Genomic DNA, 13,558 nt, shown 5'->3' with positions numbered 1-13,558 from the left:
CGTCACAGGGCGCCGTATCGGGGCGGATGCCGGCCGTTGAGGTGATAGGCGCCGATCCAGTGGTGCTTCCAGCGCACGGGATCGTGCAGCGTATGGGTGCGGACGTTGCGCCAGTAGCGATCGAGGGCCTCGGCACGGTCGGTGGCCGAGGTGCCGCCGAGTTCGAGGAGTTTGTTGGCGGCGAGAAGCCCCGCCCGATGGCTGGCCGAGCGGGCTTCGGCCACGGCGACTGAGGCCGCCGCGACGGTCTCGGCGTCAGGGGCTTCCCGGGCCCGGTCGACGAAGCGCCCCGCCCATTCGAGCAGGGCGTCGGCTGCGTTGAGACGCACCCTGACCTCGCCGATGGCCTGGAGCGTCAGGGGATCGTCGCCGGCCCGGGCGACGCCGGCATCGATCCAGGGCCGGGCGCGGTCGCGCACGAAGGGCAGGGTTTCGGCGAACGCCCCCCGGCCAATGCCGAGGTCGATGGCTGCGTGCAAGATCTGCGCGAAGGGGCCGATGGCGGTGGGGCGCTCCATGGAGGCGCTGTAGGGCACGACCCAGTCGGGCTCGACGGGCACGCGGTCGAACACGACGGAGCCCGAACCCGTGAGGCGCTGGCCGAAGCCGTCCCAATCGTCCACCAGGGTCACGCCCGGCGCGTCGCGGGGCACGAAGACCAGATGGGTGACCGCGCGCCCCTCCTCCTCGGCCTCCACCAGGGTCGGGATACGGTGGGCGAACAGGGAGCCGGTGCAGTAATACTTGCGGCCCTCCACGAACCAGCCGTCGCCGTCGCGCGCGAGGCGGGTGCGGCGGACGTGGTCGCGTTGGCCGATCTCGGCAAGCGCGTTGCCGAAGCGCTCGCCGGCCAGCACGCGGGCGTAGAGCGCGCGTTTCTGCCCTTCGCTGCCGCCGTTGCGCAGCACTTCGAGGGCATGAAAGTGGTTCTGCGGAATTTGACCCAGCGAGCCGTCCGCCGCCGACACGATGGCGATGACCTGCGCCACCGTGGCACTGCTCACGCCGGTGCCGCCATACGCCTTCGGCACCGTGATGGCCCAGAGGCCGGATCGCGTGAAGCGTTCGACCTCTTCGAACGGAAGCTCCCGGTCGAGGTCGCGCGCGGCGGCGGACGCGATGAAGGTCTCCGCCAGGGTGCGGGCGACGGCGAGCGCGCTCGCGTCGTCGGGGATCACCGGCACCGGGCGGGGCGGAGGCGGTGCGCGCGTGAAGGCGGTCTCGTGGGGCTGAAGCGGCATGGTCAATTCCACTGATGCCGGGCCGGCAGCGCGCCGTTGAGGGTGTAGTTGCCGACGAGATGGTATTTCCAGCGCACGGGATCGTGCAGGGTGTGCACCCGCGCGTCGCGCCAGAAGCGCCCGAGATTCGGCCCCGCCCGCGTCGCCGAGGTGCCGGCGAGTTCGAGAAGGCGCTCCGAGGCGTCGAGGGCGAGTTCGGTGGTGAGGATCTTGGCCTCCGCGACGGCGACGGAGGCTTGCGCCGCGCCCTGCGCCGTTATGGCGGCGGCGGCGACGCCGTCGAGGGTCCGGGCGGCGCGGGCGAGCACCTCCTCGGCGGCGTGGAGGTCGATTGCCAAGCGGCCGATCTCGCCGAGGATGTAGGGGTCTTCCCGGGCGTCCTCCACGGTGAAGGGGCCGGCCCGCGTCTTCGTCCGGACGAAATCGAGGGCCGCCGCCACGGAACCCCGACCGATGCCCGCATCGATGGCGGCATGGATGAGTTGCGACGTGGCGCCGAACAAGCCCGGACGGTCGGCCAGATCCGTAAGATCCAGGGTGAGGCGGTCCTCCACGGGGGCCTCGGTGAACACGACCGTTCCGCTCGCGGTGGTGCGCTGGCCGAAGCCCTGCCAATCGTCCACGACCCGCACGCCCGGGGCATCCCGCCGAACCCAGACCAGAAGCGAACGCCCGGCCTCGTCCACGGCACGGGCGGGAATCCAGTGGGCGAACAGGGCGCCCGTCGAATAGAATCGTTCGCCCGAAAGACGGGCGCCCTCGGGGCCGGCGATCAGGCGGGTTCCGACCTGCGTGATGGCGCGACCGTCGCGGGCGGGACCGGCATTGCCGATCCGGTACCCCGCCAGGACATCGGAGAAGATGTGCTCGGCCTGTGCCGGGCTGGCGGCGGCCCGCACCAGGGCGAGCACGCCGAAATGGTTCTGCTGGATCTGGGCGGCCGAGGCATCGCCGGCGGCCAGGATCGCGAACATCTCCGCGAGGGTGGCATAAGAGACGTCCGCCCCGCCCTGGGCGCGGGGAACCGTGATGCCGCCGAGGCCGCTCGCCGTGAAGGCCTCCACCGCGTTCCAGGGCAGGCGCCGGTCGCGGTCACGCTCCGCCGCGCCCTCGGCGAACACCCGGGCGACGGCGTGCGCGGCCTCAAGGGCTTCGGCGTCGGACCGAATGCGATGCGGGCGTGTGGGGGGCGACGGATGACGATCCACGGCGTCCGGGTCGAGGCGTGCTGTCATGCTTGATAGATCCGGTAGCCTTGGCAAATTCGTCAGCGGGCCGTGAGCCGGCGCACGACGGTATCGCCGACGAGCTGGACGAGGCACACGATGGCGACGAGGATCGCGATCACGGCGGCCATCACCGTGGTGTCGAAGCGCTGGTAGCCGTAGCGGATCGCCACATCGCCGAGGCCGCCGGCCCCGACGGCTCCCGCCATGGCGGAAGCACCGATCATCGACACCACCGTGATGGTGAAGCCGCCGACGATGCCCGGCAGGGCCTCGGGCAGCAGCACATGGATGAGGATGTGTCGCCTGCGGCAGCCGATGGACTGAGCCGCCTCGACGAGGCCGGCATCGACCTCGCGCAACGACACCTCGGCGATCCGGGCGAAGAACGGCGTGGCGCTGACGGCCAGCGGCACGATGGCCGCCCACACGCCGATGGTGGTGCCGGTCACCAGACGGGTGAACGGGATCAGGGCGACGAGCAGCACGATGAAGGGTACGGCGCGAAAGCCGTTGACGAGGGTGCCCACCATCCGGTTCGTACGCGGCGCGGGAAAGATGCCGCCGGGGCCGGAGGTGACGAGGAACAGGGCCAGGGGGAGCCCGCCCAGAACCGCGATCCCGGCGGAGGCCCCGACCATCACAAGGGTGTCGAGGCCGGCCTGCCAGAGGCGGTCAATCATCTGCGGCGACATAGCCGATCCTCTCGATCTCAGCGCCCAGCGCCCGTAGACGCGCTTCGACCTCGGGATCCGGGTCCGCGACGGCGACGATCATCCGGCCCACGGCACGGCCCTGGAGGCGGTCGAGGCCGGCTTGGATCAGGCGCACGGATGGGGCCGCCGCCCCCAGGGCCGCGAGATCGGGCGCTTCGCCCGCGCAGGTGATCCGCAGCACCAGGGCGGCGCCGGGCGTGCGATGCGGTTGCAGGCGGGCGGCGAGATCCTCCGGCAGGGCACGGGTGAGGGGTTCGAGGAGGGCGCGCGTCGCGGAATGCGTCGGCCGTCCGAACACGCGCCAGACCGGCCCTGTCTCGGCGACCCGTCCGCGCTCGAGAACCACCACGTCGCTGCAGACCTCGCGGATGACGCTCATTTCATGGGTGATGAGAACGACGGTGATCCCGAGGCGCCGATTGATGTCGCGCAGGAGCTCCAGGATCGATAGCGTCGTCTCCGGGTCGAGGGCCGAAGTGGCCTCGTCGCACAGGAGGATCTCGGGCCGGGTGACGAGGGCGCGGGCGATGCCGACCCGCTGCTTCTGCCCGCCCGACAGCCGCGAGGGATAGACATCGGCCTTGTCCTCCAGGCCGACGAGGCGCAGCACCTCGTCCACCCGCGGGCCGATCTCGGCCTTGGCCACGCCGGCGACGGCGAGGGGCAGCGCCACGTTCTGCCGCACGGTCTTGGCCGAAAGCAGGTTGAAGTGCTGGAAGATCATGCCGATGCGCCGGCGCAGGGCCACGAGCCCATCGGCATCGAGCGTGCCGACCGCTTCGCCATCCACCAGGACGCGGCCGGAGCTCGGCTCTTCCAGCCGGTTGATGGTGCGCAACAGGCTCGACTTTCCGGCGCCCGAGCGGCCGATGATGCCGAAGATCGCCCCGGCGGGAATCGTCAGTTCGATGGCCTCCAGCGCCCGGACCGTGCCGGTGACGGTGCGATAGCTCTTGGACACCGCCTCGAACCGGACGCTGCCGGCGGTCCGCGGGGCGGTCGTGGCGCGCGCGACGGGCACGACGCGGGCACCGGTGGCGATCCGACCGCCGGGATCGCGCAGCCGCTCGAAGGCGAGGCTTCCCGTCACTTCAGCCATGCCAGCACGTAGAGCTTGTCGCTGCCGGCGAACGAGGCGTGGATTTGCGCCTTCACGGCCGCCGAGGCCTGAAACAGATCCACGAACTGTCGGATCGTCGGATCGTCCTTGCGCACCGCCTTGGTGACGAAGCCGACCGCGAAGAGTTTGTCCTCGATGCCCGAATAGACGAGGCCACCTGCCGGATCGAAGGCGCCCGAGGCCACGATGAAGTGCGGATAGCCCTGCGCGAGGTCGACATCGCCGGTGATCCGGGCGAGCTGCGGCCCCTCTACCTCGGTGAACTTCAGTTTCCTCGGGTTCTCGGTGATGTCGTCGAGGGTGCCGAGGAAGCCGACGCCGTCGCGCAGTTTGATGAGCCCCGCTTTCTGCAGCAGCAGCAGGCCGCGCCCCTGGTTGACCGGATCGTTGGCGATGGCGACGCGGCCCCCCGCCGGTATGGCTTCGAGACTCCTGTGCTTCAGGGAGTACAGCCCGAGATTTTGCAGGACACCGAGGCCGACGAGCGCGAAATCGTAGCCCTTCTGCTTTTCCGCATTCTCCATGAAGGGGCGGTGCTGGAAGAAGTTCACGTCGATGTCGCCCGCGTCGAGGGCGACGTTCGGCGTCGTCCAATCGCTGAATTCCACCACGGTGACGTCGATGCCCCGTGCTTTCGCTTCGGGCAGGACGGCATTGACCGCGTCCGCATAGACACCCGGCACCACGCCGATCTTCAGGCTCGCGGCTTGCGCCGTCATCGCCCCCAAGCTGAAGGCGGCAACGGCGAACAGTCTCAAGATGTGCATCGATACCAAACTCGAACGGAAAGGTCTGCCGAAGCCAAATCGGATGGCGGCGGTGCGCGCGCAGGCCTTGCGCATGACCGATACAAGTGATCGGCCCATCCTCGCCAACGTGAGAAAGGTTAGGCCAAATCCACCCCGGCGCACATTCCAAAGATCGGCCTGGAAAGGCCCAAACAATCTCCCGAGCTCAGTGGGTTCGAGAAACCTTTTCTTCGCCGCCGATCCCGTGGCGTCCGGCCGAACCGCCCGCATGCCTTCCGGGCGGAAAACATCTGCGCGCTCAGGGCTTCGCTTCGACTCCGGCGCGCCGCTCCGGAACAGGACGGGCGATCCGCCGCTTTCCCCCAACACGGAGACGGTTGGTGATGGTCAAAGCAGTGATTTTCGATGTCGATGGAACGTTGATCGACTCCGTGTCCCAGCATGCGAAGGCGTGGCAGGATGCATTCCGCGACTTCGGCCACGACTTTCCCCTGGAAGACATTCGGCGTCAGATCGGCAAAGGCGGCGACCATTTGCTCCCGGTGTTCCTGTCCGAGGCCGAAATCGAGGAACGCGGCGAAGCCCTGGAGGCGCACCGGGCCGAGATCCTGAAGACGCGATACCTTCCGACGATCGAGGGCTTGCCGGGTGTCCGGGATCTCGTGCGGCGCCTGCGGGCCGATGGCCGGAGGCTGGCCCTGGCATCCTCGGCCAAGGCCGACGAACTCCAGACCTACAAGACGATCGCCGGAATCGCGGATCTGATCGGCACGGAAACGTCGTCCGACGATGCCGAGGCGAGCAAGCCCGATCCCGACATCTTCGAGGCCGCCTTGGAGCGGCTCGACGGGATCGCGCCCCAGGACGCCATCGTCATCGGCGACACGCCGTACGACGCCGAGGCGGCGCGCAAGGCGGGCCTGCGCACCATCGGGCTCCTCAGCGGCGGCTGGACGGCGGACGAGCTGCTTCGGGCCGGCTGCATCGCCACCTACCGCGACCCGGCCGACCTTCTGGCCGCCTACGACACCTCACCCCTGCACCCGACGAAGCCCTGATGCGATCTGTCTCAGGGGGCGCCGCGGCGGCATTCGCCTCGCGGCCCGGACCAGGGCGACGAAGTTCGTATGCGGCGGCTCTTCAACGGTCGTGTCCCCGGAGCCCAAACCGGCTCTCCCACCCTCGCGCAACCCTTCGCAAACGTCCGGTGCCCCCATCGTGCCGAGGGATCGAGGCGAATGCCGACTGCCGGCGCGGTGAGGTCACTTGGTTATACGAGCCACTTGCAAGGCTTTGTCGAACATGGCGTTGAGTGACGCTGTGATGTCGTCGGACGTGTTCGCGCTGAAGAAGAACCCTGGTGAGGCGCAACTCTTCAATGGCGTCGCGAGCGTCGGGCTGAAGCCGTTGACGCGATTATTCTCCCAGGCCGTATCGCCACCTCGGTCGACGAATCGGATAATATTATACGGAATGTAGAGAACCGACATCGTTGCCCCGGCCCTTTTGACGGCATCGCAATTGGAGGGGTCGATCGGCATCGGTTCCGAGCCGTTGTCGCTCCACCAAGCATCGAAGAATCCCGGAAAGATCGATGGATATCCAGGGTAGTTTTGCTTGTTGTTCTGGAACGTCGAGTAATACTGATAGTTTTGCATCCCGTCCGTAATCAAAAACACAAATGGCTTCGATTTGTTCATCGACGAGCCGTCACCGAACGATGTGATTTCCGACTTTATCTGCGGAAGGACGTTTTCGAAATGAGTGCCACCGCTTCCAGTCCCCGTGCTCGGGTCATTGAGCGTTGCGAGCTGCGTCGAGCCCGTATCGAGCAGGTTCGTGAGGGCGAGCTGACCATTTGGCCAGTCGGAGCCACACTGGGCCGTCGTGTTGAGGTTTGCGACATTGCTCGTGATCTTTGCGAGTGTCCCCATCCGACTGACGAACGGGTAGAGGCCGACGCGATACTGATTGGGGACGGCGGGATTCGAGGCTCGCTTGATGAGGGAGCAGACGGCCTTGTTGACCGCATCGGACCGCAGCTGAATCTGTCTAACGGCTAGCCCCCAGCCGGTCTGACCAGGGAAATGGCAGGCAAACTGGCAGCCCTGCTTGTAGTCGTCATAGTTATCTTTGTTGACCGCTGCCAGTCGCGCCATCCCCTCTTCGGAAGTCGGTAGTCCCATGGAACCCGAGACGTCGAGCAGGAGGTAGAAGTCGAGATAACTCGCGATGTCGGTCGTGGCCGTGGCGGTGTTCGTGAGCGTCGTCGTCGGCGATCCGAACAGGGGCCCGAAGGTGTTTCGCACGGCGGCGGAATAGCTGACGACGGCCGTCAGCGTCTGGCCGTTTCGGCTCAGCTGCGGCGTCGGCAGGTCTATCTGCGCCAGGGCGACGGTGCCCACGTTGGCGCGAAATGCGTTCGTCGCCTTGGCGATGCCGGCTGCGATCGCCTTCGTGGTCGCGTCGGCTTGGCCGGCATTGTCGGCGAGATAGGTTTTGGCCGTGACGACGGCGGCGATGGCGGCGGCATCGGCGGCCGTGTCGAGCTTCGTTTTGTTGCTCGCCGCGACCCCATAATCGATTCCGAGGCCGATCAGGCCCACGAGGGGGAGGAGGCTGAGGGCGAAGAGGATCGGAATGCTGCCCCGGCGCGACGTCCGGAAAGCGGCCGCACGCGTGGAGAGCATCGTCGTCAGGCGGCGCATTTTGCGGCGATCCTATCGTCGTTCGTCGTTCGTCGTATCGTAATCGACCCGGGACGCGTAACGCGGTTGCAGGAACACCGACCGGGCGATGCGGATCGGATCGATGAAGCCGCCACCGACGGCCGGCGCGAACGGGAACACGACGTCGACGGCGATCACCGAGCCCGGCCCGAAGACGGAGCGGGGTAGGGTCTGGGGCGTCGGTGCGGCGTCATCCGCCGCCGGAAGCTGGGGGACGCCGCAGGGCCGTTGATTGTTGCCCGCCGTGCCCGTGGTCGTCCAGATCACCTTAGCGGTGTAGCAGTCGCTCGGATCGCCGTTGCCCGCGCAGGTCGCGTTCTTCGGGGTGAACGTGATGCTGGAAAAATCGATGGTGATGTTCTCGTACCATGGGCGGTTGCGCCGGTAGGAATCCGCGAGCATGTAGGGAAACAAGACCATCGACGCGTCGAAGTTGAAGTGCAGGTCGGCACTGCTGACCGTCGCGACGGTGGAGTTCTGCGGCGGCATCGTTTGCGATAGGATCTCGCTGATCGAATTCGCGATCAGATCGACCTTTCGAATCGCCATGAGATAGGCGGTCAGTTGCAGACCGGCGGCCATGAGCACGAGGAAGAACGGCACGATCAGGGCGAACTCGACGGCCGAAACGGCACGGCGATCACCGAGGAATTGTCGAGCTGAAGGTCGGACGCGCGGCATCGTCAGAACTGTTCGTTCCGGAAGGCCGCCGTGGAGATGGCGAGGTAGGCCGGCGTGCCGTTGTAGGTCCTACCGCCGCTCAACCACATCATGATCGCCGCCCCCGGGAAGGTGATCGGATAGATCACCTGAAGATACTGATAATCACCCCGGCCGCCGAGGTTGAATTGGGACGAGCCGCTGGTGATGTCGGGTATCAGCAAACCGGATCGGTCGGCGTTCACGAATTTGTAGAATCCGCTCGGCTGAACTTCCTTGGGAACCACGTACAGGTTGATGATGAGGTTGTCGCAAGTCATCGTTCTTGGGAGAAGACCACAGAGATTCGCTCGAAATCGGTAGCGCTGAGAGCAATCGATTGGGCGGAACCGGTTCTGATCTGTCGCGAAGCCTGCGCCGTTGCGTGATCGAGGGTCTGGTTCAGATAAAGCGTAAGACCGGCACTCATGATGAACAGAATCACCAGCACCGCGATCAAGGCTACGAGCGCGAATTCTACGGCCACAGAGCCGCGACGGTCCGGCAGATATGACTTGAACGTCAACATGCTGCCTTATTGACTGATTTATGTGAAAAACCTGTAAAACGCTTCGCCGCCACAGCCCCTCCTTCCCGTGCCGCTCTCGTAGTTGAAGCGAGGCACCGGGGGAGTCAGCATGACGCGACGCGGACAGCGAACCGGCCGACGCGAGGCTATAGGGGCCGAGGAATATTGGATACCATCGGGCGAGGGCGAAACAAAAGTGCGAACGGCACTTCGGTTGGTCTTGCCAGCATACGACCAGTCTTCCCGTCGCCCGGCTCCCTGGGCCGCTGGCGTCAGGGCGCGGCGGGTGTCGAAGCGCCGCCTCCGACCAGGGCGCGAACGCGCCGCGCCGCCGGCGCCAGGACGAACTGGACCACCGGGATCACGAGGCCGCCGACCACGAGACCGCCGAGACCCGACAGGGTCGCGGTGACGAGCCATTCGGCGATCCCGGCTAAACTCGGAAGGACGGCGGCCGCGGCCGAGGCAGCCTCGTGTACCCAATGCGCCGGGGCGGTGACGCCGAAATGCTCCAGGCCGTGCAGGAGGATGCCGCCGCCGACCCACAGCATGGCGGCGGTGCCGAGGATCGCGAGACCGCTGAGGAAATACGGCATCCCGACCACGAGGGCGCGCCCCAGCCCCTTGGTCGCCGGCCGCAGGGCGCGGTCGGCCCCCGACGCCTCGGCCCCCGGTGTCACGGTGCGCAGGCCGAGAAGCGTCGAGGCCGGGCGGTCGTTGGCGGCCAGCGCCACGCCGGCATCGTCGGCTTTCACGATGAGGGCGACGACGCCGTAGACGAGGAGGGTGACACCGATACCCACGATGGCGAGGATCGCGGCCCGCGTCACGGTGGAGTCCGTGGTCAGCGAGGCTAGCGTGAGGGCCATGACTTCGGCCGAGAGGATGAAGTCCGTCTGGATCGCGCCGCGCACGCGCTGATCCTCCTGGGCCTTGGCGTCCTGCGGCGCCACCACGGTTTCGGCTTCCTCGTGCGCGGCGCCCGGCGCGACGGCGTGAAGGATCTTCTCCGCACCCTCGTAGCAGAGGTAGAGCCCGCCGAGCATGAGCAGGGGCGTGATCACCCAGGGGACGAAGTAGCTGAGGATCAGGGCGCCGGGCAGGAGGAACAGGAGCTTGTTCTTCAGGGAGCCCACGGCGATGCGCCAGACGATGGGCAATTCGCGGGCGGCGGCGAAGCCCACCACGTAGCGCGGGGTGACGGCGGCGTCGTCGATGACGATGCCGAGTGCCTTGGTGCCGGCCTTGCCGGCCTGGGCCGCGACATCGTCGAGGGAGGCGGCGGCCACGCGGGCAAGCGCCGCGACATCGTCGAGGAGGGCGAGAAGTCCGAGGCTCACGGGGCTGGTCTCCGGTCGGGGGCGGTCCCGTGGGCGCGCGCGTCGGAATCGCAGATGGGGCCGCGCAAGCCGTTCGCAAGGGATCGGCCACGCTTGCGCCCGGCATCATCCGACCGGTGCGGTTGAACCGGGGCTGAACCGCCCGGTTCAGCCCCGGTCGCAGGTGCTTCCGTAGAACCGCCACACCCCGAGGGGGCAACCCACGCATCACAGGATCCATCCCATGAGCCACCACCACGAGGCCACCGGCACCATCTGGGCCGTGTTCGGTCACCGCTTCGCCCTGGAGGGACCGGGGGGGCGAATCCTCGCCGATCTCGGCCCCGAGGGCGCCGCCGGCCTCACCCTGACGCCCGGTGACACCGTGACGGTGGCGGGCGAGCGCAAGCCCACGGAGATCAAGGTCCACCGCCTCACCCTCGGCGACGGCTCGGTCCACACCGTCGCGCGGCCGGCCAAGGCCGAGTCCACTCCGGCGGACCCGCAAGCCGCCCTCGGCGTCGCCCGCGTGGCGGGATATGCTCCGAGCGGTGAGCCCAAGCGCAAGCCGAAGCATTTCGAGGTTCCGGCGACGCGGGACGGCGCGGCCTTCACCCTGCACGTCACCCTCGACGGGCATCTGCGCAAGGCCGAACCCGCCCGCGCCGCGTGAGGATCGGGCAACGGGATCGGATGGTTCTTCCAGCCCTCCGGGGGTGGAGAGAACGGCCATCTCCCATCGAGCCATGCGGCGGATGCCGCATCCAAACTCGTCACCGGGGCTGGCAATCGTCGCGTGAAAAGTCGAGACCGGGCCGTCGATTCGACACCCGGCCTCACTTCCTTTTCCGAGTTCTGGTTCCATGGCACCGCATGACACCATCCTGTCGGCCATCGGCGGCACGCCGCTGATCCGCCTGGCCCGCGCCTCCGAGGAGACAGGCTGCACGATTCTCGGCAAGGCCGAGTTCCTCAATCCCGGCCTCTCGGTGAAGGACCGGGCCGCCCTGTCGATCGTGCGCGACGCCGAGGCGCGGGGGCTGATCCGGCCCGGCGGCACCATCGTGGAGGGCACCGCCGGCAACACCGGCATCGGCCTCGCCCTGGTCGCCGCCGTGCGCGGATACCGCACGGTGATCGTGATCCCCGAGACGCAATCGGACGAGAAGAAGCAGACCCTGCGGCTCGCCGGCGCTCGCCTCGTCGAAGTGCCGGCGGTGCCGTTCTCCAACCCCAACAACTATGTCCACGCCGCCCGCCGCCTCGCCGAGGCCCTGGCCGCCACGGAGCCGGCCGGCGCCTTCTTCGCCGACCAGTTCGACAACGTCGCCAACCGGCAGGCCCATATCGAGACCACGGGGCCGGAGATCTTCACGGCCACGGGGGGCACCGTCGATGGCTTCGTCTGCGCCGCCGGCACCGGCGGCACGCTCGCCGGCACCGCCCAGGCCCTGCGCGCCCTCAAGCCCGGCGTGCGGATCGCCCTGTCCGATCCCGAAGGCTCGGCGCTCCACGCCTACTATACGGACGGCGCCCTCAAGGCCGAGGGCTCGTCCATCACGGAAGGCATCGGCCAGGGCCGGGTGACCCGCAACCTCGAGGGCTTCCGGCCGGACCATTCCTACCGCATCCCCGACCGGGAAGCCCTGGAGCACGTGTTCGGGCTGATGCGCGACGAGGGCCTGAGTCTCGGCGGCTCGTCGGGGGTCAACGTCGCGGGCGCGGTCCGCCTCGCGCGGGAACTCGGACCGGGACACACCATCGTGACGATCCTCTGCGACGGTGCCGCCCGCTACGCCTCGAAGCTGTTCAACCCGGCCTTCCTGCGCGAGCGCGACCTGCCGGTGCCGTCCTGGCTGGAGGGGGCGGCGGAGGCGCTTCCGGACTGGCGGGCCTGACGCGCCACGGCCTGCGATATTCAACAGTCAAAGCCGGGCACTTTTGGCAAAACTTCCAGCACGTTTCACCGATGAATCTAATCCATCACACGTCTATAAATCAGCCGGAAGGGTAATCATAAGACTATCCTAAGCAAGATCGGCAAACGAATGAAGACTCTCATCAAGACGTGTGTGGTGGCTCTCGGCCTCGCGACCCTCGGGTCCAACGTCGCTCCGGCGCAGTCGCCGGGCGACGCGCAGGGCGACGTGGTGCTGCGCAACACCATCACGGGCGAGGCCATGACCCTCAAGGACGGCAAGCCCGGCGGTCGGGACACGCAGGCGGTCAAGACGTTCCTGAAGACCGGCCAGAACATCTACATCGATGACCGCTCCTGCCTGCGCAACGGCGAGAGTCTCTTCCTCACCTCCTGCTCGGGCTGTCACGGTCACCTGGCCGAGGGTAAGGTCGGGCCGGGCCTGAACGACAATTATTGGACCTACCCGCTCAACACGAGCGATGTCGGGCTGTTCTCCACCATTTGGGGCGGGGCCAACGGCATGATGGGGCCGCACAACGAGGACGTGAACCCGGACGAGATCCTGCAGATCATCGCCTGGGTGCGCCACCTCTACACCGGTCCCGTCAAAGATGCCGCGTGGCTCAACGACGCCCAGAAGAAGAACTACCATCCTTTCAAGGAAGGCGAGACCTTCGCGAAGAACGAGCCGGGGCAGTGCAAGCCCCTCGAAAACTGAGGCTCGGTACGCCCGGCCTCATCCCCGATAGGCGACCAGCACGGCGCCGGCCGCGATGAGGCCGACGCCGAGCCAGTTCGGCGCGGACAACCGCTCGCCGAGGAAGGCCACGCCGAACATCGCCACCAGCACGACGCTGAGCTTGTCGACGGGGGCGACGCGGGCGGCGTCGCCGAGCTTCAGGGCCCGGAAATAGCAGAGCCACGACGCCCCGGTGGCAAGGCCGGACAGCCCGAGGAAGAGATAGGTCCGACGCGGAATCGAACCGAGGGGTTGCCACTGGCCGGTGCCGAGGAGGATCGCCCCGAGGACGCAGAGAACCACCGCCGTGCGTAGGAAGGTGGCGAGGTCGGATGAAATCGCCTCGACCCCGACCTTGGCGAACACCGCCGTCAGCGCGGCGAAGCCCGCCGAGAGGAGGGCCCAGAACACCCAGGACGTCATAAGCGGCTCCGGCGGCAGGTGAGGACGCGAGCAGCTGTGACGGATCATGCTTCGCTGACCCCGGGCTTAGTGTCTCTCACAAAACTCCCGCCGCACCGTCGTCTTCCGGGCGAGAACCGTCCCGAGGCGGGAGTTTTGTGAGGCACT

At 67.5% G+C, this 13,558-nt stretch carries 15 protein-coding genes; 4 read left to right on the top strand and 11 right to left on the bottom strand.

Going from position 1 to position 13,558, the window contains the following annotated elements; genetic code table 11:
* Positions 1-2: 2 nt before the first annotated feature.
* From BM249_RS01420 to BM249_RS01400, 5 genes are read right to left on the bottom strand one after another with little or no spacing between them, the layout of a single operon-like run.
* Entirely contained in the window at positions 3-1,241 is a 1,239-nt protein-coding gene (locus BM249_RS01420) for an SfnB family sulfur acquisition oxidoreductase (protein WP_091968200.1), read from the bottom strand.
* A gap of 2 nt (positions 1,242-1,243) precedes the next feature.
* Positions 1,244-2,476: an SfnB family sulfur acquisition oxidoreductase gene (locus BM249_RS01415; protein WP_091968197.1), complete on the bottom strand. Its 1,233-nt coding sequence runs from the start codon at positions 2,474-2,476 to the stop codon at positions 1,244-1,246.
* A gap of 32 nt (positions 2,477-2,508) precedes the next feature.
* The gene (locus BM249_RS01410; protein ID WP_091968194.1) at positions 2,509-3,162 is read right to left on the bottom strand and encodes a methionine ABC transporter permease; all 654 of its coding nucleotides are present in this window, start codon (positions 3,160-3,162) and stop codon (positions 2,509-2,511) included.
* Positions 3,143-4,282 carry a methionine ABC transporter ATP-binding protein gene (locus BM249_RS01405; RefSeq protein ID WP_091968191.1) on the bottom strand — a complete coding sequence of 380 codons (1,140 nt, stop codon included), beginning with the start codon at positions 4,280-4,282 and terminating at the stop codon, positions 3,143-3,145. Before BM249_RS01405 ends, BM249_RS01410 begins: the two co-directional genes overlap by 20 nt.
* The gene (locus tag BM249_RS01400) at positions 4,270-5,070 is read right to left on the bottom strand and encodes a MetQ/NlpA family ABC transporter substrate-binding protein (protein WP_091968188.1); all 801 of its coding nucleotides are present in this window, start codon (positions 5,068-5,070) and stop codon (positions 4,270-4,272) included. Before BM249_RS01400 ends, BM249_RS01405 begins: the two co-directional genes overlap by 13 nt.
* 365 nt (positions 5,071-5,435) lie before the next feature.
* On the opposite strand from BM249_RS01400, the gene BM249_RS01395 reads away from it, so the two are divergent.
* Positions 5,436-6,110, top strand: a complete 675-nt coding sequence (locus tag BM249_RS01395; protein ID WP_091968186.1) for an HAD family hydrolase — start codon at positions 5,436-5,438, stop codon at positions 6,108-6,110.
* 204 nt (positions 6,111-6,314) lie between these two features.
* On the opposite strand, the gene BM249_RS01390 is transcribed toward BM249_RS01395, so the two are convergent.
* The 5 genes from BM249_RS01390 to BM249_RS01375 form a co-directional block, all read right to left on the bottom strand.
* The gene (locus BM249_RS01390; RefSeq protein ID WP_091968183.1) at positions 6,315-7,760 is read right to left on the bottom strand and encodes a TadE/TadG family type IV pilus assembly protein; all 1,446 of its coding nucleotides are present in this window, start codon (positions 7,758-7,760) and stop codon (positions 6,315-6,317) included.
* A gap of 12 nt (positions 7,761-7,772) precedes the next feature.
* Positions 7,773-8,462: a TadE/TadG family type IV pilus assembly protein gene (locus BM249_RS01385; RefSeq protein WP_091968180.1), complete on the bottom strand. Its 690-nt coding sequence runs from the start codon at positions 8,460-8,462 to the stop codon at positions 7,773-7,775.
* 2 nt (positions 8,463-8,464) lie between these two features.
* Complete coding sequence (locus BM249_RS21885) at positions 8,465-8,761, bottom strand: hypothetical protein (RefSeq protein WP_244528523.1); 297 nt, start codon at positions 8,759-8,761, stop codon at positions 8,465-8,467.
* Positions 8,758-9,009 carry a TadE/TadG family type IV pilus assembly protein gene (locus tag BM249_RS21880; protein WP_244528522.1) on the bottom strand — a complete coding sequence of 84 codons (252 nt, stop codon included), beginning with the start codon at positions 9,007-9,009 and terminating at the stop codon, positions 8,758-8,760. The genes BM249_RS21885 and BM249_RS21880 overlap by 4 nt, the downstream gene beginning before the upstream one ends.
* A 272-nt stretch (positions 9,010-9,281) precedes the next feature.
* Complete coding sequence (locus BM249_RS01375; RefSeq protein WP_091968177.1) at positions 9,282-10,349, bottom strand: DUF808 domain-containing protein; 1,068 nt, start codon at positions 10,347-10,349, stop codon at positions 9,282-9,284.
* Positions 10,350-10,572: 223 nt separating this feature from the next.
* On the opposite strand from BM249_RS01375, the gene BM249_RS01370 reads away from it, so the two are divergent.
* The 3 genes from BM249_RS01370 to moxG all read left to right on the top strand — a co-directional run bounded on the left by BM249_RS01370 (position 10,573) and on the right by moxG (position 12,967).
* Positions 10,573-11,001, top strand: coding sequence for a hypothetical protein (locus BM249_RS01370; protein WP_091968174.1), 429 nt, complete (start codon positions 10,573-10,575; stop codon positions 10,999-11,001).
* A 190-nt stretch (positions 11,002-11,191) separates the two neighbouring features.
* Positions 11,192-12,226: a cysteine synthase A gene (locus BM249_RS01365; protein ID WP_091968171.1), complete on the top strand. Its 1,035-nt coding sequence runs from the start codon at positions 11,192-11,194 to the stop codon at positions 12,224-12,226.
* A gap of 150 nt (positions 12,227-12,376) precedes the next feature.
* Complete coding sequence (gene moxG / locus BM249_RS01360; protein WP_091968168.1) at positions 12,377-12,967, top strand: cytochrome c(L), periplasmic; 591 nt, start codon at positions 12,377-12,379, stop codon at positions 12,965-12,967.
* Positions 12,968-12,985: 18 nt separating this feature from the next.
* Here the strand turns inward: moxG and BM249_RS01355 are convergent, their stop codons facing one another.
* Positions 12,986-13,411 carry an EamA family transporter gene (locus BM249_RS01355; RefSeq protein ID WP_091968165.1) on the bottom strand — a complete coding sequence of 142 codons (426 nt, stop codon included), beginning with the start codon at positions 13,409-13,411 and terminating at the stop codon, positions 12,986-12,988.
* Positions 13,412-13,558 lie beyond the last annotated feature (147 nt).

The organism is Methylobacterium gossipiicola (assembly GCF_900113485.1).
Lineage (GTDB): Bacteria > Pseudomonadota > Alphaproteobacteria > Rhizobiales > Beijerinckiaceae > Methylobacterium > Methylobacterium gossipiicola.
This window is presented reverse-complemented; position numbering and strand designations above follow the sequence as displayed.